This is a genomic window from Streptomyces sp. NPDC050806 (assembly GCF_055586425.1).
Genome location: NZ_JBVJIF010000007.1, coordinates 451,700 through 473,032, shown reverse-complemented (window position 1 = coordinate 473,032; position 21,333 = coordinate 451,700). Strand labels below are relative to the sequence as shown.

Sequence of the window (21,333 nt, the reverse complement as noted above, 5' to 3'; positions counted from 1 at the left end):
AGCGATATGCGCAATGGGCGTTGCAGATGTTGCAACAAGAAATTTGAGGAGAATCCCATGGCCGCCGATCCCCGGTCCGACAACGCAGTCGGACGGCTCGCCGACGAACGGGTGGACCACCGCTTCAAGGCCCTCCCCCCGGACGCGGAGGGACTCACGGTCGGCGACCTGGCGGCCCAGCGCCGCAACCTCTTCACCGGCGGCTTCACCACCCCGGTACTCGCCCTGTCCGCCGAGTCGGTCGAGCACAACCTCGCGCTCATGGAGACCTACTCCGCCCGGCACGGCCTGGCCTTCGCGCCGCACGGCAAGACCTCCATGTCCCCGCAGCTCTTCGTGCGCCAGCTGGCGCACGGCGCCTGGGGCATCACCGCGGCCGTGCCGCACCAGGCCCGGGTCTACCGCGCCTTCGGCATCCAGCGGATCTTCCTCGCCAACGAGCTGGTGGACGCCGCCGCGCTGCGCTGGCTGGCCGGCGAGCTGGACGCCGACCCCGACTTCCGCTTCATCTGCTACGTCGACTCGCTGCGCGGCGTCGAGCTGATGAACGCGGCGCTGGTCGAGGCCGGCGCCACCCGCCCGGTGGACGTCGTCATCGAGCTGGGCGCGGGCGATTCCGCCCGTACCGGCGTACGGGACGAGGCCACCTGCCTGGACCTGGCCAACGCCGTCGCCGCCGCTGACACCCTCCGCCTGGTCGGCATCGCGGGGTACGAGGGCGAGGTGCCGGACGCGGACTCCGAGCGGGTCGCGGCCTGGCTGCGCCGGCTCGTCGCCCTGCTCACCGACTTCGACAAGTCCGGCCGCTTCGCCGACCTGGACGAGATCGTGCTGAGCGCGGGCGGCAGCGCGTGGTTCGACACGGTCGCCGAGGTCTTCGCCGAGGTGCCCGAACTGTCCCGCCCGGTGCTCAAGCTGCTGCGCTCCGGTGCGTACGTCTCGCACGACGACGGCCACTACCGCCACCTCACCCCCTTCAACCGGCACCCCGACGAGGGCGCGCTCCAGCCCGCCTTCCGGCTCTGGGCGCAGGTCGTCTCGCGCCCCAACGGCGAGCAGGCGTTCGCCAACGCGGGCAAGCGGGACGCGGCGTACGACCTGGACCTCCCCGAGGCGCAGGTGGTGCGGTCCGGCCGGGACGGCTCGGTACGCCCCGCCGACGGCGTCGCCGTGACCGGCCTCTCCGACCAGCACGCCTGGGTACGCACCGAGCCCGGCGCCGAGCTGGAGGTCGGCGACTGGATCGGGATGGGTCTGTCCCACCCGTGCACGTCCTTCGACAAGTGGCAGCTCATCCCGCTGGTCGAGGCCGACGGCACGGTCTCGGACTTCGTCCGTACGTTCTTCTGAGAGGCCCGCCCACCATGGATCTCGTCTTTCGTGACGTCCGCGTCATCGACGGCACCGGCGGCCCCTCATACCGCGCCGACGTCGCACTCGACGGCGGCCGGATCGCCGCCGTCGTCCGGGAGGGCGCGGGCGACCGCCCGTCGGCCCGGCGCGTCGTGGACGCGCACGGTCTCGCCCTGTCCCCCGGCTTTATCGACATGCACGCCCACAGCGACCTCGCGCTCCTGCGTGACCCGTCGCACGAGGCGAAGGCCGCGCAGGGCGTCACGCTGGAGGTCATCGGCCAGGACGGCCTGTCGTACGCGCCCGTCGACGACCGCACCCTCGCCGAGGTCCGCGCCCAGATCGCGGGGTGGAACGGCGAGGGATCGGACATCGACTTCAGCTGGCGCTCGGTCGGCGAGTACCTGGACCGGCTGGACCACGGGTTCGACGGCCAGGGCATCGCGGTCAACGCGGCGTACCTGATCCCGCAGGGCACGGTGCGGATGCTGGCGCTGGGCTGGGACGACCGGCCCGCCACCGACGCCGAACTGGCCCGCATGCGGCGGCTGGTCGCCGAGGGCCTGGAGGAGGGCGCCGTCGGCCTCTCCTCCGGCCTCACCTACACCCCCGGCATGTACGCCTCGGACGCCGAGCTGACCGAGCTGTGCCGGGTGGTGGCGCGCTACGAGGGCTACTACTGCCCGCACCACCGCTCGTACGGCGCGGGCGCGCTCCAGGCGTACGAGGAGATGGTCGGCCTCACGCGCGAGGCGGGCTGCGCGCTGCACCTCGCGCACGCCACCATGAACTTCGGCGTGAACAAGGGCCGCGCCCCCGAGCTGCTGACGCTGCTGGACAAGGCGCTGGACTCCGGCGCCGACATCAGCCTCGACACCTACCCGTACACCCCCGGCTGCACGACGCTCGTCGCGATGCTGCCGAGCTGGGCGAGCGAGGGCGGGCCCGAGGGGATCCTGGCCCGGCTGCGGGACGACGCCGAGGCGGCCCGCATCCGGCAGGTGGTGGAGGTCGAGGGCGCGGACGGCTGTCACGGCGTCCCGATCGAGTGGGACGCGATCGAGATCTCCGGCGTCGCGCACCCCGAGCTCGGCGAGTACGTCGGGAAGACCGTCGCGCAGAGCGCCGCCGAGCGCGGCGAGGAGCCGTGGGTGACCGCCCGCCGGCTGCTCATCGAGGACCGTCTCGGCTCGACGATCCTCCAGCACGTCGGGCACGAGGAGAACGTCCGGCAGATCATGCGGCACCGCGTGCACACGGGCGGCAGCGACGGCATCCTGCAGGGCGCCAAGCCGCACCCGCGGGCGTACGGCACGTTCCCCCAGTACCTGGGCCGGTACGTCCGTGAGCTGGGCATCCTCTCGCTGGAGGAGTGCGTCGCGCACCTCACGGGGCGGGCCGCCGCCCGGCTGCGGCTGCCGGACCGCGGGCTGGTCCGCGAGGGGTACCGCGCGGACCTGGTGCTCTTCGACCCGGAGACGGTGGCGGCGGGCTCGACCTTCGAGGAGCCGCGCACCCTGCCGGTCGGCATCCCGCACGTGCTCATCGACGGCCGCTTCGTGATCGAAGACGGCAGGCGCACGGACGTCCTGGCGGGACGGTCGGTGCGGCGGACGCCCGCGACGCGCGACTGAGCCCCGTACCGGCGGACATGTCGAAGCTCACATTCCGTAGGCGGCCCGCCCCGCACCCGCTGCGGATTCCGTTGTGCGGCTTCGATGGCGAAGCACTCGATGGTGAGCACATGGGAAATATCGGTGCGCTGTCGCGCGCGGCTTGGAATGTGCAGCGAGGGGCAGTGGGCGCCACCCGGCGCCCGCTCCCCCGCCGCCCCCGGCGTGGCCCATAACACCAGGCGGGGCGCGTCGCACGCCCGTAAGGTGGCGGACATGCAGGTGATCCAGTCAACCAAGCTCGCCAACGTCTGCTACGAGATCCGTGGCCCGGTTCTTGAGGAGGCGATGCGGCTGGAGGCAGCAGGTCATCGCATCCTCAAGCTCAACACCGGCAACCCCGCCGCGTTCGGCTTCGACTGCCCGCCGGAGATCCTGGAGGACATCCTCCGCACGGTCGGCACGTCGCACGGCTACGGCGACGCCAAGGGCCTGCTCTCCGCGCGCCGCGCCGTGATGCAGCACTACCAGACCCGCGGCATCGACCTCTCGGTCGACGACATCTACCTCGGCAACGGCGTCTCCGAGCTGATCCAGATGTCGATGCAGGCACTGCTGGACGACGGCGACGAGGTACTGGTCCCGGCCCCCGACTACCCGCTGTGGACGGCGTCGGTGTCGCTGTCGGGCGGCACGGCCGTGCACTACCGCTGCGACGAGCAGGCGGACTGGATGCCGGACCTGGCCGACATCGAGCGGAAGGTCACCGACCGCACCAAGGCCATCGTCGTCATCAACCCGAACAACCCCACGGGCGCGGTCTACGACGACGAACTGCTGCGCGGCATCGCGGAGATCGCCCGCCGGCACAACCTGATCGTCTGCGCCGACGAGATCTACGACAAGATCCTCTACGACGGCGTCACGCACACCCCGTTCGCGGCCCTCGCGCCCGACCTGCTGACCCTGACGTTCAACGGCCTCTCCAAGGCCTACCGGGTGGCCGGCTACCGCAGCGGCTGGCTCGCGGTCTGCGGCCCCAAGGCGCACGCCACCTCGTACATCGAGGGGCTGACGATCCTGGCGAACATGCGGCTGTGCGCCAACATGCCGGCCCAGCACGCGGTGGCCACCGCCCTCGGCGGCCGGCAGTCGATCAACGACCTGGTGCTGCCGGGCGGCCGGCTGCTGGAGCAGCGGGACGCCGCGTTCGACCTGCTCTCGCAGATCCCGGGGGTGAGCTGCGTGAAGCCCCGGGGCGCGCTCTACGCCTTCCCGCGGCTGGACCCGAAGGTGTACAAGATCAAGGACGACCGGCAGATGGTGCTGGACCTGCTCCGCGCCGAGAAGATCATGATCGTGCACGGCACGGGCTTCAACTGGCCCGAGCCGGACCACTTCCGCCTGGTCACGCTGCCGAACAAGGACGATCTGACCGACGCGGTCACCCGCATCGGCACCTTCCTCGACGGCTACGGGCAGTACTGAGCACAGCCGTTTGCTGTACGCGGGACAACTTTAGACTCGGTCTAATGTAGGATGGTCTTCTGACGTTGCCAGGAGGCCATCCCATGTACGAGCCGATCCGCACCAAGTCGGTCCACTCCATGGCCGAGCAGGATTTCCCGCACCGCTCCCGCGCGGAGGAACTGGACATCCGGCTCGCCGGGCATCTGACCGCTCTGCTGACCACCCTCGACGAGCTGCGTGCGCTGACGCCGTCCGACGCGCTCGACGACACCGCCGACCGGCTCGCCGAGCAGGTCGCCCGGCTGCGCGGCGGCGACTTCCCGCTGCGCGCCCGGCCGTCCGGCGGCGACCGGGGCCGGCTGCCCTCGCTCCGCCGGCGCGCCCACACGCTCGCCGGGAACGCCCTGGTCGTGGCCAATTCCCGGTCCGACAAGGCGGCCGCCGCACTCGCCGCCGAAGTACTGCGGCTGCACGACGACGCGGGGAAGCTGGCCACCGCCTGACCCCCGCCCCGTACCTCCGGGGGCGGCCGTGGTGCTCATCCCGTCCGTCCCCGGAGTTCCACCCCATGGGCAGGGCCCCGTCACCGATCGGTGACGGGGCCCTGCCCATGAGCCGTTCTCGACGGCCGTTCCTGCCGGCCGTTCCGGCTGTCCGTTTCCGCTAGCCGAGACGCTGCACCAGCGCGCGGTACTCGTCCCACATCTCCTTCGGCGTGTGGTCACCGAAGGTGTTGAGGTGCTCGGGGACCAGCGAGGCCTCGTCGCGCCAGACGTCCTTGTCGACGCTGAGCAGGAAGTCGAGGTCCGCGTCCGGCAGGTCCAGCCCGTCGGTGTCCAGGGACTCCTTGGTCGGCAGGATGCCGATGGGGGTCTCGACGCCCTCGGCCTTGCCCTCCAGGCGCTCCACGATCCACTTCAGGACGCGGCCGTTCTCGCCGAAGCCGGGCCAGACGAACTTGCCCGCCTCGTTCTTGCGGAACCAGTTGACGTAGTAGATCTTGGGCAGCTTGGCCGCGTCGGCGTTCGCGCCGACCTTGACCCAGTGCCCCATGTAGTCGCCCATGTTGTAGCCGCAGAACGGCAGCATGGCGAAGGGGTCGCGGCGCAGCTCGCCGACCTTGCCCTCGGCCGCCGCGGTCTTCTCGGAGGCGACGTTGGCGCCGAGGAAGACGCCGTGCTGCCAGTCGAAGGACTCGGTGACCAGCGGGACGGCGCTGGCGCGGCGGCCGCCGAAGAGGATCGCCGAGATCGGCACGCCCTTGGGGTCCTCCCACTCGGGCGCGATGATCGGGCACTGGCCCGCCGGGGTGGTGAAGCGGGCGTTGGGGTGGGCCGCCGGGGCCCCGGACTCCGGGGTCCAGTCGTTGCCCTTCCAGTCGGTGAGGTGGGCGGGGGTCTCCTCCGTCATGCCCTCCCACCACACGTCGCCGTCGTCGGTGAGCGCGACATTGGTGAAGACGGAGTTGCCCCACAGGGTCTTCATGGCGTTGGCGTTGGTGTGCTCACCGGTGCCGGGCGCGACACCGAAGAAACCGGCCTCCGGGTTGATCGCGTACAGCCGGCCGTCCTCGCCGAAGCGCATCCACGCGATGTCGTCACCGATGGTCTCGACCGTCCAGCCGGAGATCGTGGGCTCCAGCATCGCGAGGTTGGTCTTGCCGCAGGCCGACGGGAAGGCGGCGGCGACGTACTTCGCCTCGCCCTGCGGCGGCGTGAGCTTGAGGATCAGCATGTGCTCCGCGAGCCAGCCCTCGTCGCGCGCCATGACGGAGGCGATGCGCAGCGCGTAGCACTTCTTGCCGAGCAGGGCGTTGCCGCCGTAGCCGGAGCCGAAGGACCAGATCTCGCGGTCCTCGGGGAAGTGCGAGATGTACTTGGTGGAGTTGCAGGGCCAGGGCACGTCCGCCTCGCCCTCGGCGAGCGGGGCGCCGAGGGTGTGCACGGCCTTGACGAAGAACCCGTCCGAGCCCAGCTCGTCCAGGACCGGCTGGCCCATCCGGGTCATGGTGCGCATCGACACGGCGACGTACGCCGAGTCGGTGATCTCCACGCCCAGCGCGGACAGCGGCGAGCCCAGCGGGCCCATGCAGAACGGGACGACGTACATCGTCCGGCCGCGCATGGCACCCCGGAAGATGCCCTCCTCACCGGCGAAGATCTCCCGCATCTCGGCGGGGGCTTTCCAGTGGTTCGTCGGGCCCGCGTCCTCCTCCTTCTCGGAGCAGATGAAGGTGCGGTCCTCGACGCGGGCGACGTCGCTCGGGTCGGACGCCGCGTAGTAGGAGTTGGGTCGCTTGATCGGGTCGAGCTTCTTGAACGTCCCCTTGGCGACCAGCTCTTCGCACAGGCGCTCGTACTCCGCCTCCGAGCCGTCGCACCAGACGATGCGGTCCGGCTGGGTGATCGACGCGATCTCATCGACCCAGGCGATGAGCTCCTGATGGGTGGTCGGGTGCTTGAGGGAGGGAGCCGCGTTGTCGCGCGCCACGATCGCTCCTAGATGAGGGGTTTATGCGAACATCAGCACAATGTCCGCTTTTGAAGATGTTGGCCCCTTGGGGGCTGCGACCCGGATGCTTCGTGACCGCTCATCCGGTGCCGACCGCACTCATTTGATCATCCGACGCCGACCGGATTCTGTCCAGAGGGCACCTTGGTGACCGTCACCACTCCCGGACTGATCCGTAACTTACGGTGGCGTAGATAGGCTGGCGCCCATGTCTTCCGCGCCCGAAGCCACCGCCGGCCACACGACCGAAAGCACCGCTACGGCTGTGACCTCAGCGGTCTCCGCGCTCACCGCCCCCCTCAAGCCGAAGCTGCGGGGCTGGCTGCACGCCGGGATGTTCCCCGCCGTGCTCATCTCGGGGGTCATGCTCACCGCGCTGGCCGACAGCACGCGTGGCCGCATCGCGTGCGGCGTCTACACGCTCTCCGCCTGTCTGCTCTTCGGCGTCAGTGCCATCTACCACCGCGGCAACTGGGGCCCGCGGGTCACCGGCATCCTGCGCCGGCTGGATCACGCCAATATCTTCCTGATCATCGCGGGGACCTACACCCCGCTGACCATCCTGCTGCTCCCCGACGGCCGCCGGGACCTGCTCCTGTGGGGCATCTGGGCGGCCGCCGCCCTCGGCATCGCCTTCCGTGTCTTCTGGGTCGGCGCACCCCGCTGGCTCTACACGCCGTGCTACATCGCGATGGGCTGGGCGGCGGTCTTCTTCCTCCCGGACTTCCTGCAGAAGGGCGGCATCGCCGTCCTCGTGCTCGTGATCGTCGGCGGGCTGCTCTACAGCGTGGGCGGCGTGATCTACGGGATCAAGCGGCCCAACCCGTCACCTCGGTGGTTCGGCTTCCATGAGGTCTTCCACTCCTTCACCCTCGCGGCGTTCGTCGTGCACTACGTCGGCATCTCGCTGGTGGCCTATTCGCACGCCTGACGCCGCCCCCGGAGCGGTCCGGGCTCTCCCGGCGCCTCCCGCGCCCCTGGCCCCCCGTGGCCGCGGCCTCGACGCCGCGGCCACTTGCCATGTCAGGGCCGCCACCCCGGCCAGCACCAGCGCGAGGACCACCGCGGTGCCGCCCAGAAGAAAGCCGCCCACACACACCCCGGCGGCCACGACGACCGCTCCGTGCAGGACCGTACGCATCCGCAACACCCCCTCCAGCTCTCACTGAATGTGACTGTGCGCACTGAGAGCGTTACACATCCCACTGACAACGGGGAGACCGCCTGGTCCCGGGGGAAGGGGGTCCGGTGCGCTACAGGTCCACCAGCACCGCGCCGAAGTGCCGGCCCTCGGTCAGCTCCCGCAGCGCGCGCGGAGCCTGCTCGATGCCGCTGAACCTCGCGTGCGGGAAGGTGAGCGTGCCGTCCCGCAGGCCCTGGCCGAACTCCCGGTTCCACTCCGGAACGAGGTCCAGGTGGTCATAGAGGGCCACCCCGCGCAGGGTGATGCCGCGCGACAGGAACGACAGCGTGTCGATCTCGGCCGTGACGGGCCCGGAGCCGGACATCTGAGCGGCCAGCGCGCCGACGATCGCGACCCTCGCCCCCCGGTTGGCGAGCGCCAGGGCGGCCTGGAGCTGCTCGCCGCCCACGTTGTCGAAGACCGCGTCGACGCCGTCCGGTGCCGCCTTGCGCAGCTGCTCCAGGACGGATCCCTCGCCCCGTATCACCACCGCGTCGTAGCCGAGGCCGGCCATGAGCTGCTCGGCCTTGGCCCGCGATCCGGTGCTGCCGATGACACGGGCCGCGCCGCGCTTCTTGGCCAGCTGCCCGGCCAGCGAGCCCACGCCGCCGGCAGCCCCGGTGATGAACACCGTGTCCCCGGGGCGTACGTCGGCGCCCCTCCCGATGCCCATCAGCGCGGTGGGCCCCTGGGAGAGGTACGCGGCGGGGTCGGGCAGCAGGTCCGGCTCCAGGCGTTGCGCCCGGGAGGCGTCGACGACGGCGAACTCGCGCCAGCCGAGCGGGTGTTCCACGAGGTCGCCGGGGCGGAGGTCGGTGCCGGGCGCGGCCACGACCTCGCCCACGGCGGCCCCGTGCAGCGGGGCGCCGATCTCGTAGTGCGGGATCGGCACGGCGCTCTGTTCGTCCATGAGGGTGCGCATCACGGCGGCGACGCCCATGGTGGTGGTGCGGACGAGGATCTGGCCGGACGCCGGTTCCGGTACCGGCACCTCGACGATCTCGAAGAGGTCGTCGGTGACCGCGTCCCGGGGACGGGCGGCCAGCCGTACTTCGCGGTGGGTGGTGGGGACTTCACTGCGCTGGGTCATGGCACCGACGCTAGTCCGTGCCCCCCACACGCGGTTGACGAACCGGTGCGATCGGGCTTTCCGCCCGATGGCCGCGAGGCCCGCCGCCGTACGGTCGTACGCGGCGGACCCGGCCACCAGGTCACCCGGCGCGCAGCCGCTCCGCCAGCTCGCCCGGGTCGGTCGTGGGCCGCTCGCAGGTGAAGTCGCGGCACACGTAGGCCGCGGGCCGGCCGCCGACCAGCGGCCGGTCCTTCAGGAGCGGCACCTCCGCGCTCCCGGGGTCGCCGACCGCGACCACGGCGCCGGGCGCCGTGCTCAGCAGCGCGGAACGGTGCAGCTCACGGGTGGCCTCGTCGTCGTACGAGCCGATCACCGCGACCTCGCGCGGGCCGTCGAGCAGCGCCTCGGCGACCGCGAGACCCCAGCCGATGAAGCGCGGAGCGCGCCCGCTCAGCGCCTTGACGATGCCGAGCGCGCGTTCGGCGGCCTCGCGGTGCGGTGAGCTGCCCGTGAGCGCCGCGTACGAGAGGAGGGCGCCGGCCGCCGCGGTCCAGCCCGAGGGCGTGGCGTTGTCGGTCGGGTCCTGCGGCCGGCGGATCAGCGCCTCGGCGTCGTCCGCGGTGTCGTACAGCGAGCCGTCGGGGCCCCGGAAGTGGATCAGCACGGTGTCCAGGAGGAGCCCGGCGAAGTCCGCCCACACGCCCTCGCCGGTCACCTGGGCCAGCGCGAGGAAGCCCTCGGAGACGTCCGCGTAGTCCTCCAGCACACCGGAGTTGGCGCCGGCGACGCCGTCACGGGAGGTGCGGTGCAGCCGCGCCTGGCCGTCCATGTGGACGCGGACGAGCAGGTCGGCGGCGTCGGTCGCGGCCTGCACGAGGTCCGGCCGCTCGAAGTACGCGCCGGTCTCCGCGAGCGCGGCGACGGCCAGGCCGTTCCAGGCGGCCACGACCTTGTCGTCCCGGCCTGGGCGGGGCCGCGTCTCCCGTGCGGCAAGCAGCCGCTCCTTGATGGAGGCGAGCCGGCCTGCCTCCTGCAGTCCCTCGGTGTCGGGCAGCTGGAGCACCGAGGCGCCCTCCTCGAAGGTGCCCTCCTCGGTGACTCCGAAGTGGTCGGCGGCGATCCGGGCGTCCGTCTCCCCCAGCACCTCGGTCAGCTGCGCGGGCGTCCACACGTAGTAGGCGCCCTCGACATGCCGTCCCGTGCCGTCGTCGCTGTCGGCGTCCAGCGCGGAGGCGAACCCCATCTGGTCGGTGCGGAGTTCGCCGACCATGAAGTCGGCGGTCTCCAGGGCGATGCGGCGGGCGAGCCCGGAGCCGGTGGCGCGCCAGAGGTGGGCGTAGAGGCGGCAGAGCAGCGCATTGTCGTAGAGCATCTTCTCGAAGTGCGGGACCACCCATTCCGCGTCCACGGAATAGCGCGCGAACCCGCCGCCGAGCTGATCGTAGATGCCGCCGCGCGCCATCGCCTCGCAGGTCGCGCGCACCATGTCGAGCGCGCCCTCGGACTCCGTCCTGGCGTGGTGCCGCAGCAGGAATTCCAGCACCATGGACGGCGGGAATTTCGGCGCGCCGCCGAATCCGCCGCGGGTCGCGTCGAATTCCCGGGTCAGCTGCATCAGTGCGGCCATCAGGTCCTCGCGCCCGGGCGGCTGCGCCCCGGCGACGGCCAGCGAGCGGTCGGCCAGATCGCGCACGATCTTCCCCGCGACCTCGCCGACCTCGTCCCTGCGGTCCGTCCAGGCCGCCCGCACGCCCTCCAGGACCTGGGAGAACGAGGGCATGCCGTGCCGCGGCTCGGGCGGGAAGTAGGTGCCGAAGTAGAACGGCTCGGCGTCCGGCGTGAGGAAGACCGTCATCGGCCAGCCGCCCTGGCCCGTGGCGGCCTGCACGGCTTCCATGTACACGGCGTCGACGTCCGGGCGCTCCTCCCGGTCGACCTTCACCGACACGAAGTGCTCGTTCAGCAGCCGCGCGGTGGCCTCGTCCTCGAACGATTCATGCGCCATGACGTGACACCAGTGGCAGCTGCTGTACCCGACGCTGAGCAGCACCGGTACGCCGCGCCGCCGCGCCTCCTCGAACGCCTCGTCGGACCACGGCCACCAATCGACCGGGTTGTCGGCGTGCTGGAGCAGATACGGGGAAGTCTCATGAGCCAGGCGGTTCGGCATGGGGCCATCCTCTCTCACGGGTGTGCCCGGAACATACGAAGCCGATCCGCCGGAGCCCGCATTGCCCGGCACGGCGGATCTGTCACTCCACCGTGTGGCACGTCCCGGCGGAGTTATCCACAGGGCTGCCGGATTCCGCGCCGGGGCGGAACACTGGGCGTACAAGGCGATCATCGCTGGAGGGGGACGGAATGACGGGGTCACCGGCTGTCCTGCGGGACGCTCACCGCGCTGACGCGGACGCGCTGTTGACGCGCGCGGTCGAGGAGGAGGTGCGCCGCTCGGGCGGGCGCGTCGACGGGAGCGCGCTGCTCGCCAGGGCGCGGGCCGCGCTGGACCGGCTGGCGGCCGGAGCGGCGGAGGAGTACGGCGCGTACACCGGAGCGCTGGACGAGGCGGACGCGGCGCGCCGGCCGCTGACGGAGCGGCTGACCCGCAGGGAGACGGGCACCCCCGCGGTGGCCACGCTGGTCGCCGCGGTCGCCGCCGTCGCCGCCGACCTGGCGTACGGCACGGGCCCCGGCCCGGCGCTCGGCACCGGGGCCGCGGTCGTCGTCGCGGGGGCCGCGGCCACGGTCCTGAAGCTCACCGCGGGACACTGGCCGGCCGCGCACCGCCAGGCGGGCATGCGCGGCCAGCCGGGCGGCCCCGAGCAGCTGCGGCTCCAGTGGCTGACGGCCCTGGAGGTGCGCGGCGTGCGGCCGTTCCTTGACCAGCAGCGGATGCTGACGGCGGCGAACCGGAGCGGTGCCGCCGGCGGCGGCCAGGGCGCGGGGACCACCGGGCGCGGCCCGCAGCTGCGCGGCGGGGACCGCAGCGCGGCGGCCCGCCGCAGGTCGGTGCTGGCCGACTCCTTCCAGCAACTCCCGGATTCGGACGGCCCGTTCGCCGGGCGGCGGGCCCAGCTGACGCAGATCACCCAGTGGGTGCACGCCGCCCGGGCCAGTACGGAGACCAGGCCCACGGTGGTCGTGGTGCACGGCGAGCCGGGGTCGGGGCGTACGGCGCTGGCGGTGCGGGCCGCCCGGCAGCTGCGCGACCAGTTCCGCGGCGCGTGCGTGGTGGACCTGCGCGGCGAGACGCCGGGCGAGACCCCGCTGCCCACCCGGGACGCGCTGCTGCATCTGCTGAACCGCCTCGGGGCGCCGCGCGAGCAGCTGCTGTTCCGCGAGCGGCCCTCACCGGAGCAGCACGTGCAGCGGCTGACGGAGCTGTACCAGCAGCATCTGACCAACCTCCCGGTCGTGGTCCTGCTGGACGACGCCACCGACCCGGACCAGGTGCGCACGCTGGTGCCGGACCGCTCGGAGTCCCTGGTGCTGGTCACGGCGCGGGAGCCGATGGAGCTGCCCGACGGCCTCTCGGCGTGGGTGCACCAGCTGCCGGTGGGCCCGCTGGACACCGCGGGCGTCGAGGAGCTGCTGCGCGCCGCGGGCGGTGCGGCGGAGGGCGCGGCCGGGCCGTACGCCCCGCAGGCCCTGGACCGGATCGGCGAGCTGTGCGCGGGGCTGCCGCTGCCGCTGCGGGTGGCGGGCTCCTCGCTGGGCCCGCGCGACCCGGCCGCACTGGCGACGGACCTGGCGGCCTACGGCCCGGTGACACCCGTGGAGCGGGCCCTGTGGCTGCGGTACACGGACCAGCCCGACGCCGAGCGGCGGCTGCTGCGCCGGCTGGCGCTGGTCGGACGGGCGAGCCTGGGCGCGGCAGCGGCGGCGGCGCTGCTGGGCGTGGAGGAGGAGGAAGCGCAGCAGCGGCTGGCCCGGCTGACCGGGGCGGGCCTCGTCGAGCACGTACGCGGCAGCCGGTACCGCCTCCACTCCCTGGTGCACCACTTCGCGCACGCGCGGCTGCTGGACGAGGAGGAGCCGGCGGAGCGGGCCGGCGCCCAGGAACGGCTGCTGCGCGGCTACGCCGAGCTGGCGGACTCCGTCATCCGCCTGGTGGACGGCAACACCTCCACGCGCGCCGACCGCTTCGGCCCGCACGGCTTCACCTCGCTCGACGCGGCGCTGCAATGGCTGGACGACGAGACCAGCTTCATCACGGCGGCGCTGCGCCACGCCGACCAGGACGTGGACCAGGCCACGCTCTCCCACCTCCTCGGGGCGCTCGCCGACTACTGCCTGCTCCGCGGCGACCTGTACCGCCTCGGCGAGCTGAACGAGCTGACCAAGGCCGCCGACAAGGGGCTGCTGGCCCGCTCGGTCCAGTGGCGCACCGGCGTCGCGGCCCGGCAGCTCGGCGAGCTGGACAAGGCCCGTACGACGCTGTCCTCGGTGGTCGACCTGTACTTCGAGGCGCAGCATCCGGCGGGCGCGGCGCGCGCCCTGCGCGACCTGGGCATCACCCTCCAGCAGCAGGGCAGTCTCACCGAGGCCGCGGCGAAGCTGCGGGAGGCCCTGGGGATGCAGAGCGGGGACGCCATGCGCGGCGACCGCGCGTGGACGCTGCACGCCCTGGCGGCGGTGGAGCGCGACCGCGCGCGGCTGGCCGAGGCGTTCGCGCTGCTCGACGAGGCGCTGGAGCTGCACCGCGAGAGCGAGAGCGTGCACGGCCAGGCATGGGCGCACTTCCAGCTCGGCCAGGCCTGTCTGCGCCACGGCGACGTACCGCGCGCCGAGCGAGAGCTCCAGGAGGCGCTGGAGCTGTACGGCCGCACGCAGGACGGGCGCGGCGAGGCGTGGGCGATGACGCAGCTGGCGCGTGCCCGGCTGGTGGACGGCGACCCGGCGTCCGCCGTGGACCAGCTGCGCCAGGCCCTCGCGCTGCACCGCCGGCACGAGGACGCCCGGGGCGAGGCCTGGACGCTGTACTACCTCGGCCAGGCGCTGGAGGAGAACGGCGACAAGGACGCGGGCGTGCGGCACCTGGACCGGGCGCGCACGATGTTCAGCCGGATGCACGACGCGTACGGCCTGGCGTGCGCCCGGCACCACTCCGGACGGATCACCCGTGACGTGCGGGCGGCGCAGACCGGCTCGCTGCTCAACAGCGGCTTCGCGCGCCAGCTGCTGCAGGACGCGCGCCGGGACTTCCAGCGGATCGGGGTGCCGCACAGCGAGGGCTGGTCCTGCCTGGAGCTGGTGGTCGTCGACGCGGGGAACGGCCGGACGGCGCAGGCCCTGGAGCTGGCCGGCGAGGCGGCGGAGATCTTCGCGGGGTACGGCGACCGGCGCGGCGAGGACTGGGCCCGCTTCCTGCGCTGCACGCTGCTGCCGCTGGCGTCGCCGGGCGGTTCCGAGGTCGGCACGGCCGTCGCCCAGGAGGAGCTGGCCGAGCTGCGCCGCTCCCCGCATCCGCTGCGCGACCCGAAGCTGGAGGACTGCGTCGAGGCGTACGCCGTGCTGCTGGACCGCGGCATCGAGCTGGAGGCCGGCTGGCAGGCGTGGCGCCTGGGCATGATCCCCACCCGTCACGCCCGCGAAATCATGGGCACGGCCCTGGAGCCGTCGGCGTAGCCCCGGGGGCTCCGGGCGGAGCGGGGCGGCGGGCCGAGCAGGGCTGCGCCCGCCCAGGAACGCCGCGTCACGGGGGAGTTGGGGTTCCGTCACGGCGCTGTGCCGGCGGCGAGCGACTCTCCTACCCGGAGGGCCGCACGATCGACCTGGTCGCCATGTTGCGCAAGGGCAGCGAGATCAAGGACGCGGGCTACGCCCAGGTGCGTTCCTGACCTGGCCGAGGGCGCCTTCCTGAGCTGACCGAGCAGGCAGGCCGATGCCGCCGCGGGCGTTCGCGCCCGCGGCGGTTCCGCGTTTCCGGCCCGGGATCTCCGGCCCCGGGACGGGGCCCGGGGGCCGGGTCAGGTCGTCTTCGGGGCGCCCTTGGCCGCGGCGCCCTCGGCCGGGCCGGCCGGGGCGCTCGCCTCCGACGGCGCCGCGCCGTCGCCCTTCGCGTTCTCGCCCGGCTTCTCCTCGAAGTCGACCTTGCGCATGTGCTTGTTCATCGATTTCATCAGCAGCCAAACGGCGCCGCCGATGACCGCGAAGACGATGAAGCCGAGGACTCCGGGGGTCACCTTGTTCTCGTCCAGGTCCTTCGCGAGGGGGACGAGATGAGTCATGGCGAGGGTGCTGGTCGCGCTCATCATGAGGTCAATTGTTGCGGATGCCCGCGAAGAGGTCGTCCTCGGGGAGGGAGGTGTCCACCAGAGACCTGGCGAGCTCGTACTCCTCGGTGGGCCAGACCTCCTTCTGGATCTCCATCGGGACGCGGAACCACCCGCCGTCGGGGTCGATCTGCGTGGCGTGCGCGATCAGCGCCTTGTCCCGGATCTCGAAGTAGTCCGCGCACGGAATGTACGTGGTCAGCGTGCGCTCGGCGCGCTCGAAGGACTTCCAGCGCTCCAGCCACTCGCCGTACGGCGACTCCATGCCGCGCTCCAGCAGCGCCTCGTGCAGCGCGACGGTGCGCGGGCGGTTGAAGCCCTGGTTGTAGTAGAGCTTCGACGGCTGGAAGGGCTCGCCGGCGTCCGGGTACTTCGAGGCGTCGCCCGCCGCCTCGAAGGCCACCATCGTGATCTTGTGAGTCATGATGTGGTCCGGGTGCGGGTAGCCGCCGTTCTCGTCGTAGGTGGTGATGACCTGCGGCTTGAACGAACGGATCAGCTTCACCAGCGGCTCGGCCGCCGCCTCCACGTCCTGGAGCGCGAAGCACCCGTCGGGCAGCGCGGGCAGCGGGTCGCCCTCGGGCAGCCCGGAGTCGACGAACCCCAGCCACTCCTGCTTCACGCCCAGGATCTCCCTGGCCTCGTCCATCTCCTTCTTGCGCACCTCGTGGATGTGCGCCTCGATGTACGGGTCACCCTGAAGCTTGGGATTGAGGATGTCGCCGCGCTCTCCCCCGGTGCAGGTGGCGACCAGCACGTCCACCCCCTCGGACACGTACTTGGCCATGGTGGCCGCGCCCTTGCTCGACTCATCGTCGGGGTGGGCGTGCACCGCCATCATTCGCAGCTGCTCAGTCAAGACTCGGTCCTCAGTCAAGGGTCATGGGACGCCGTTGAACGACGCCTTCTATAGTGACCGAAGCGAGGGGGCGAATATTTCCAGGTACCCCTTACCAGGAGGAAGATCATGGCCGCGGTGCGCGACGGACTGCCCGACGGACGGTACGGCCGTACCGCCGACGAGCGGGCCGACCGCAAGCTGAAGGTCATCGGTGCGGTGCTCGGCGCCGCGCTGATCGCCGTGGTCGCCTGGTTCGGCATCTCCTACATCACCGGGCAGGACCTCAGCGGCCGCCTGGTCACGTACAAGGTGGTCTCCGACACGAAGGTGCAGGCGCACCTGGAGGTCATGAAGGACCCCGGCGCCAAGGGCGTGTGCACGCTCCGCTCGCAGTCCGCCGACGGCGCCGAGGTCGGCCGCAAGGACGTCCGGGTCGAGCAGTCCGAGGAGCAGGTCGACACGGTGATCACGATCCGGACGACGGCCCGGGCGACCAACGCCGAACTGGTCGGATGTACGACCTCGGGCGCCCCGGGCCAGAACTGAACCGCCGGCAGCCGGCACGGCTCTGACCCCCGCGTGTCGGGCGCTCCCGCCCGAGCGGGGCTGACCAGCGGTGACGCGTTTTTTGCGGTTTACCGCTCCCCCTTTTGTGCCGGAATTGTTAGGCTCGTGGTTTCGCCCACCCGAGAAGGCGCCAGCCTTCCTGGTAGGGCGTTTGATTTATCCCCAGTACCGACGAGGAGCACCTGTGACCCAGACCAGCGACAACGTCACCTGGCTGACCCAGGAGGCGTACGACCAGCTCAAGGCCGAGCTGGAGTACCTGTCTGGTCCCGCACGCGTCGAGATCACCGAAAAGATCGCGGCGGCCCGCGAGGAAGGTGACCTGAAGGAGAACGCCGGGTACCACGCGGCCAAGGAAGAGCAGGGCAAGCAGGACCTTCGTATGCGCCAGCTCAAGCAGCTGCTGGAGACGGCGAAGGTCGGCGAGGCTCCCGCCGCCACTGGTGTCGTGGCCCCCGGCACGGTCGTCACCATCGCGTTCGACGGGGACCCGGACGACACGCTGACGTTCCTGCTCGCTTCGCGGGAGTACGCGAGCTCGGACATCGAGACCTACTCCCCGCAGTCGCCGCTGGGCACCGGTGTCAACGGCAAGAAGGTCGGCGAGACCGCGGAGTACGAGCTGCCCAACGGCAAGAAGGCGGCCGTGAAGATCCTGGAGGCCAAGCCCTACACGGGCTGAGCCCGCGGACCACGGCGGCGCCCGCGACACGCGGCGGCCGCACCGCAGCACCACCGAAGGGCCCGGGTCGGGAAGACCCGGGCCCTTCGAGGTGTCCGTACGCGGCAGGTGTCACGCCCCACGTCCGCACGCGGCACGCGCCGCCTGCGCTCAGGCCGTCGCCGACCGGTACTTCCGTACCGCCAGCGTGCGGAAGACCACGATGATCACGATTGACCAGAGCACCGAGGCCAGGACCGGGTGCTGCATGGGCCAGGCGTCCGGCACCGGGTAGCCGGGCGGCAGATTGCCGAAGAGGTCGCGCGCGGCCTGCACGGTGGCGCTGAAGGGGTTCCACTCGGCGATGTGCCGCAGGAACGCCGGCATCGAGTCCGACGGCACGAACGCATTCGAGATGAACGTCAGCGGGAAGAGCCAGATCAGGCCGCCGGAGGTCGCCGCCTCCGGGGTCCGCACGGACAGGCCGATCAGCGCGCCGATCCAGGAGAAGGCGTAGCCGAGCAGGAGCAGCAGGCCGAAGCCGGCCAGCACCTTGCCGAGGTTCTCGTGCGTGCGCCAGCCGATGATCAGCGCGACGGCCGCGAGCACGACGAGGGTGAGCGCCGTCTGCACGAGGTCGGCGAGCGTACGGCCGGTGAGGACCGCGCCGCGGGCCATCGGCAGCGACCGGAAGCGGTCGATGAGGCCCTTGTGCATGTCGTCCGCGATGCCCGCGCCGGCACCCGCCGTGGCGAAGGTGACGGTCTGCGCGAAGATGCCCGCCATCAGGAACTCGCGGTACTGCGCGGGGTCGATCGGCCCCTGTTGGCCCGGCAGCGCGATGGCGCCGCCGAAGACGTAGCTGAACAGCACCACGAACATGATCGGCTGCACCAGCCCGAAGATCACCATCTCGGGGATGCGCGCCATCCTGATCAGGTTGCGCTCGGCGACCACCAGCGAGTCCCGTACGGACCGGACGGTGCCGCCGCCCGGCCGCGGGGCGCGGGCCCGCCGTGCCGCTTCCGTCACCGTGGTCACTTCGCCGCCTCCCGTGCCGCCCGCCGGTCTCCGCCGCCGTCCGCCTTGTTCCCGCGCTTCCGCCGGCCTCTGCGGCCGGTGGGCCCGTCCGCGCCCGGGTCGCCGTCCGCCGTGCCGTCGCCGCTCTCCTCGCCCTCGGCGGGCGTCTCGGCGGCGTGGCCGGTCAGCGAGATGAAGACGTCGTCCAGGGTCGGGCGGCGCAGCCCGACGTCGTCGATCTCGACACCGCGGACGTCCAGCTCGCGGATGACCTCGGCGAGCAGCTTCGCGCCGCCGGTGACCGGCACGGTGATCTTGCGGGTGTGCGACTCAACCTTGGTCGCGCCCTTGCCGTAGCCGCGCAGCACCTCGTCGGCCGTGCCCAGCTGATCGGGCGTGTGCACGACCACCTCGACGCGTTCGCCGCCGGTCTGCGCCTTGAGCTGGTCGGACGTGCCGCGCGCGATGACCCGGCCGTGGTCGACGACGCAGATGTCGTGCGCGAGGTGGTCGGCCTCTTCGAGGTACTGGGTGGTGAGCAGCAGCGTCGTGCCGCCCGCCACCAGCTCCTGGATGACGTCCCAGAGCTGCTGGCGGTTGCGCGGGTCCAGGCCGGTGGTCGGCTCGTCCATGAACATCACGGGCGGGCTGACGACCAGCGCGGCGGCCAGGTCCAGGCGTCTGCGCATGCCGCCGGAGTAGGTCTTGGCGGGCCGGTCACCGGCGTCGGCGAGGTGGAACCGGTCGAGCAGCTCCCCGGCCCGGACCTTCGCCTCCTTCGCGCCCATCTGGTACAGCCGGCCGACCATGGTGAGGTTCTCCCGGCCGGTCAGGTACTCGTCGACGGCGGCGAACTGGCCGGACAGGCCGATCGCGCGCCGTACGTCGTCGGGGCGCTCCAGTACGTCGATCCCGGCCACTTCCGCCCGGCCGCTGTCGGGCCGCAGCAGGGTCGTCAGGACCCGGACCGTGGTGGTCTTGCCGGCACCGTTCGGACCGAGCAGACCGAGGACGGTCCCTTCCGGGACGTCGATGTCGACACCGTCCAGAGCCCTCACATCGCCGAAGGTCTTCACGAGCCCCTCGGCGTAAATAGCGCCTGGCATCCAGGCCCTCCCGGAGTTGGGGGTTTCGAGGAAAATCTTACGTTTGCCGGTTTTCACCCGCGCGACGGACGACCGGCGTGACGGGACGCCACGATTGCGCCACAGGAGTGACCCGCGCCGGGTGGTACTTACGGCGACCGTTCCACGGATGTTACGCCAAACGCGATACAACGCGATAGGGCTTGAGTGTGTGCAGGTGGACGCGCGGACGGCCGGTGCCCCCGTGAGGGCACCGGCCGTCGGTGTGCGCGCGGGGTCCGGGGCGCACGCCCGGACCCGTACGGCGGCTGGTCAGGCGATCACCGTGTAGCCCGCCTCCTGGAGGGCCGTCCCGACCTCCGTGCAGTGCTCCGGGCCCTGCGTCTCCAAGTGCAGTTCGACCTCGGCCTCCGTGAGACCGAGCCGCGGGTCGGTCCGTACGTGCTGGATGTCCAGCACGTTCGCGTCCCGCTCGGACAGCACGCCCAGCAGCGTCGCCAGCGCGCCCGGACGGTCCGTGAGGCGGAGCCGCAGCGAGAGGTAGCGGCCGCCGGCGGCCATGCCGTGGCGCAGGATGCGCTGCATGAGCAGCGGGTCGACGTTGCCGCCGGACAGCACCGCGACCACCGGGCCCTGGAAGGCCTCCGGCGTGGACAGCAGCGCCGCCACCGGGCTGGCCCCGGCGGGCTCGACGACCATCTTGGCGCGCTCCAGGCAGAGCAGCAGCGCGCTGGAGAGCGCGTCCTCGGAGACCGTACGGACCTCGTCGACCAGCTCGCCGATGATCCCGAACGGCACGTCGCCCGGCCGTCCGACCTTGATCCCGTCCGCCATCGTCGTCGGCGACTCGATCGCGACCGGGTGCCCTGCGGCCAGCGAGGGCGGGTACGCCGCCGCGCCGGCCGCCTGCACGCCGACGATCCGTACGTCGGGGCGGATCGCCTTCACGGCCACCGCGACGCCCGCGGCGAGCCCGCCGCCGCCGATGCCCACCACGATCGTGCGGACCTCGGGGCACTGCTCCAGGATCTCCAGGCCGACCGTGCCCTGACCGGCGATGATGTCGCGGTGGTCGAATGGGTGGATGAAGACCGCGCCCGTCTCGCGCGCGTACTCCTGCGCCGCGGCCAGCGTCTCGTCGACGACCTGGCCGTGCAGCCGCACCTCGGCGCCGTAGTCACGGGTGGCTGCGACCTTGGGCAGCGGCGCCCCTTCGGGCATGAAGACGGTCGAGCGGACGCCCAGCAGGGAGGCGGCCAGCGCCACGCCCTGGGCGTGGTTGCCGGCGCTCGCCGCGACCACCCCGGCGGAACGTTCCTCCGGCGTCAGTCCGGCGATCCTGACATACGCGCCACGGATCTTGAACGAGCCGGTGCGCTGGAGGTTCTCGCATTTGAAGTGGACCGGCGCGCCCACCAGGCCGGACAGGAAACGGCTGCCCTCCATCGCGGTGGACCGGCTCACCCCCGAGAGCAGCTTCTGCGCACCGTAGATGTCGTCAAGCGTGACGGCGGGAAGCACCCCTGTGGCTCCTGCGGCTCCCGTGACGGAAGCGGCCATCGCGGAACCGGCGGTACCGGGAGCGGCGGAAGCGGGTGTCTGCGGCGTGTGATCGGCCATGGCGCCAGTCTTACAGCTCACGGCGGGGCGGGCGTCCGCGGCCGGGGGGCGCGGCCCGCGGC

General features: G+C 72.1%; 16 protein-coding genes. 8 read left to right on the top strand and 8 right to left on the bottom strand.

Translation table 11 applies throughout. The features are described 5' to 3' along the window. The first annotated feature begins 57 nt into the window (after positions 1–57). The 4 genes from ACZ6WH_RS24225 (at position 58) to ACZ6WH_RS24210 (ending at position 4,939) form a co-directional block, all read left to right on the top strand. Positions 58–1,350: an amino acid deaminase gene (locus tag ACZ6WH_RS24225; RefSeq protein WP_469730497.1), complete on the top strand. Its 1,293-nt coding sequence runs from the start codon at positions 58–60 to the stop codon at positions 1,348–1,350. Positions 1,351–1,364: 14 nt separating this feature from the next. Beyond that, positions 1,365–2,987, top strand: coding sequence for an N-acyl-D-amino-acid deacylase family protein (locus tag ACZ6WH_RS24220; protein WP_469730495.1), 1,623 nt, complete (start codon positions 1,365–1,367; stop codon positions 2,985–2,987). A 255-nt stretch (positions 2,988–3,242) separates the two neighbouring features. Beyond that, entirely contained in the window at positions 3,243–4,454 is a 1,212-nt protein-coding gene (locus ACZ6WH_RS24215) for a pyridoxal phosphate-dependent aminotransferase (RefSeq protein WP_361566646.1), read from the top strand. A gap of 83 nt (positions 4,455–4,537) precedes the next feature. Continuing rightward, the gene (locus ACZ6WH_RS24210) at positions 4,538–4,939 is read left to right on the top strand and encodes an SCO4983 family protein (RefSeq protein ID WP_469730492.1); all 402 of its coding nucleotides are present in this window, start codon (positions 4,538–4,540) and stop codon (positions 4,937–4,939) included. A gap of 160 nt (positions 4,940–5,099) precedes the next feature. Here the strand turns inward: ACZ6WH_RS24210 and ACZ6WH_RS24205 are convergent, their stop codons facing one another. Continuing rightward, positions 5,100–6,926: a phosphoenolpyruvate carboxykinase (GTP) gene (locus ACZ6WH_RS24205; protein ID WP_469730490.1), complete on the bottom strand. Its 1,827-nt coding sequence runs from the start codon at positions 6,924–6,926 to the stop codon at positions 5,100–5,102. A gap of 229 nt (positions 6,927–7,155) precedes the next feature. Here ACZ6WH_RS24205 and trhA point away from each other — a divergent pair, with 229 nt between their 5' ends. Beyond that, positions 7,156–7,878, top strand: coding sequence for a PAQR family membrane homeostasis protein TrhA (trhA, locus tag ACZ6WH_RS24200; protein WP_469730488.1), 723 nt, complete (start codon positions 7,156–7,158; stop codon positions 7,876–7,878). 322 nt (positions 7,879–8,200) lie between these two features. On the opposite strand, the gene ACZ6WH_RS24195 is transcribed toward trhA, so the two are convergent. Together ACZ6WH_RS24195 and ACZ6WH_RS24190 are read right to left on the bottom strand one after the other, a co-directional pair. Beyond that, positions 8,201–9,220 (bottom strand): MDR family NADP-dependent oxidoreductase, encoded by a 1,020-nt coding sequence (locus ACZ6WH_RS24195; protein WP_469730486.1) that lies wholly within the window; start codon positions 9,218–9,220, stop codon positions 8,201–8,203. Between the two features lie 121 nt (positions 9,221–9,341). Beyond that, positions 9,342–11,372, bottom strand: a complete 2,031-nt coding sequence (locus ACZ6WH_RS24190; RefSeq protein ID WP_469730484.1) for a thioredoxin domain-containing protein — start codon at positions 11,370–11,372, stop codon at positions 9,342–9,344. Between the two features lie 191 nt (positions 11,373–11,563). Here ACZ6WH_RS24190 and ACZ6WH_RS24185 point away from each other — a divergent pair, with 191 nt between their 5' ends. After that, a complete protein-coding gene (locus tag ACZ6WH_RS24185) occupies positions 11,564–14,830 on the top strand; it encodes a tetratricopeptide repeat protein (RefSeq protein WP_469730483.1) in 3,267 nt (1,088 codons plus the stop codon). A gap of 341 nt (positions 14,831–15,171) precedes the next feature. On the opposite strand, the gene ACZ6WH_RS24180 is transcribed toward ACZ6WH_RS24185, so the two are convergent. Then, positions 15,172–15,456, bottom strand: a complete 285-nt coding sequence (locus ACZ6WH_RS24180; protein WP_469730699.1) for an RAMP4 family protein — start codon at positions 15,454–15,456, stop codon at positions 15,172–15,174. A 7-nt stretch (positions 15,457–15,463) separates the two neighbouring features. Continuing rightward, positions 15,464–16,336: a mycothiol conjugate amidase Mca gene (gene mca, locus ACZ6WH_RS24175; RefSeq protein ID WP_469730481.1), complete on the bottom strand. Its 873-nt coding sequence runs from the start codon at positions 16,334–16,336 to the stop codon at positions 15,464–15,466. 108 nt (positions 16,337–16,444) lie between these two features. Between mca and ACZ6WH_RS24170 the strand changes: the two genes are divergently transcribed. Both ACZ6WH_RS24170 and greA read left to right on the top strand, forming a co-directional pair. Further along, positions 16,445–16,864, top strand: coding sequence for a DUF4307 domain-containing protein (locus ACZ6WH_RS24170; protein WP_469730479.1), 420 nt, complete (start codon positions 16,445–16,447; stop codon positions 16,862–16,864). 205 nt (positions 16,865–17,069) lie between these two features. Then, entirely contained in the window at positions 17,070–17,567 is a 498-nt protein-coding gene (gene greA, locus ACZ6WH_RS24165; RefSeq protein WP_361568092.1) for a transcription elongation factor GreA, read from the top strand. A 150-nt stretch (positions 17,568–17,717) separates the two neighbouring features. Here greA and ACZ6WH_RS24160 read toward each other — a convergent pair whose 3' ends face one another. From ACZ6WH_RS24160 to ilvA, 3 genes are all read right to left on the bottom strand, one after another. Then, a complete protein-coding gene (locus ACZ6WH_RS24160; protein WP_469730476.1) occupies positions 17,718–18,587 on the bottom strand; it encodes an ABC transporter permease in 870 nt (289 codons plus the stop codon). Further along, positions 18,584–19,672: an ATP-binding cassette domain-containing protein gene (locus ACZ6WH_RS24155; protein WP_469730474.1), complete on the bottom strand. Its 1,089-nt coding sequence runs from the start codon at positions 19,670–19,672 to the stop codon at positions 18,584–18,586. The genes ACZ6WH_RS24160 and ACZ6WH_RS24155 overlap by 4 nt, the downstream gene beginning before the upstream one ends. Before the next feature lie 291 nt (positions 19,673–19,963). Beyond that, positions 19,964–21,211: a threonine ammonia-lyase gene (gene ilvA / locus ACZ6WH_RS24150; RefSeq protein ID WP_432864651.1), complete on the bottom strand. Its 1,248-nt coding sequence runs from the start codon at positions 21,209–21,211 to the stop codon at positions 19,964–19,966. Positions 21,212–21,333 lie beyond the last annotated feature (122 nt).

What these genes read in the sequence shown, in the direction of transcription:
- ACZ6WH_RS24225 (WP_469730497.1), top strand. Translation starts at nt 58, where the DNA reads ATGGCCGCCGATCCCCGGTCCGACAACGCAGTCGGACGGCTCGCCGAC.
- ACZ6WH_RS24220 (WP_469730495.1), top strand. Translation starts at nt 1,365, where the DNA reads ATGGATCTCGTCTTTCGTGACGTCCGCGTCATCGACGGCACCGGCGGC.
- ACZ6WH_RS24215 (WP_361566646.1), top strand. Translation starts at nt 3,243, where the DNA reads ATGCAGGTGATCCAGTCAACCAAGCTCGCCAACGTCTGCTACGAGATC.
- ACZ6WH_RS24210 (WP_469730492.1), top strand. Translation starts at nt 4,538, where the DNA reads ATGTACGAGCCGATCCGCACCAAGTCGGTCCACTCCATGGCCGAGCAG.
- trhA (WP_469730488.1), top strand. Translation starts at nt 7,156, where the DNA reads ATGTCTTCCGCGCCCGAAGCCACCGCCGGCCACACGACCGAAAGCACC.
- ACZ6WH_RS24195 (WP_469730486.1), bottom strand. Translation starts at nt 9,220, where the DNA reads ATGACCCAGCGCAGTGAAGTCCCCACCACCCACCGCGAAGTACGGCTG.
- ACZ6WH_RS24190 (WP_469730484.1), bottom strand. Translation starts at nt 11,372, where the DNA reads ATGCCGAACCGCCTGGCTCATGAGACTTCCCCGTATCTGCTCCAGCAC.
- ACZ6WH_RS24185 (WP_469730483.1), top strand. Translation starts at nt 11,564, where the DNA reads ATGACGGGGTCACCGGCTGTCCTGCGGGACGCTCACCGCGCTGACGCG.
- ACZ6WH_RS24180 (WP_469730699.1), bottom strand. Translation starts at nt 15,456, where the DNA reads ATGAGCGCGACCAGCACCCTCGCCATGACTCATCTCGTCCCCCTCGCG.
- ACZ6WH_RS24170 (WP_469730479.1), top strand. Translation starts at nt 16,445, where the DNA reads ATGGCCGCGGTGCGCGACGGACTGCCCGACGGACGGTACGGCCGTACC.
- ACZ6WH_RS24155 (WP_469730474.1), bottom strand. Translation starts at nt 19,672, where the DNA reads ATGCCAGGCGCTATTTACGCCGAGGGGCTCGTGAAGACCTTCGGCGAT.
- ilvA (WP_432864651.1), bottom strand. Translation starts at nt 21,211, where the DNA reads ATGGCCGCTTCCGTCACGGGAGCCGCAGGAGCCACAGGGGTGCTTCCC.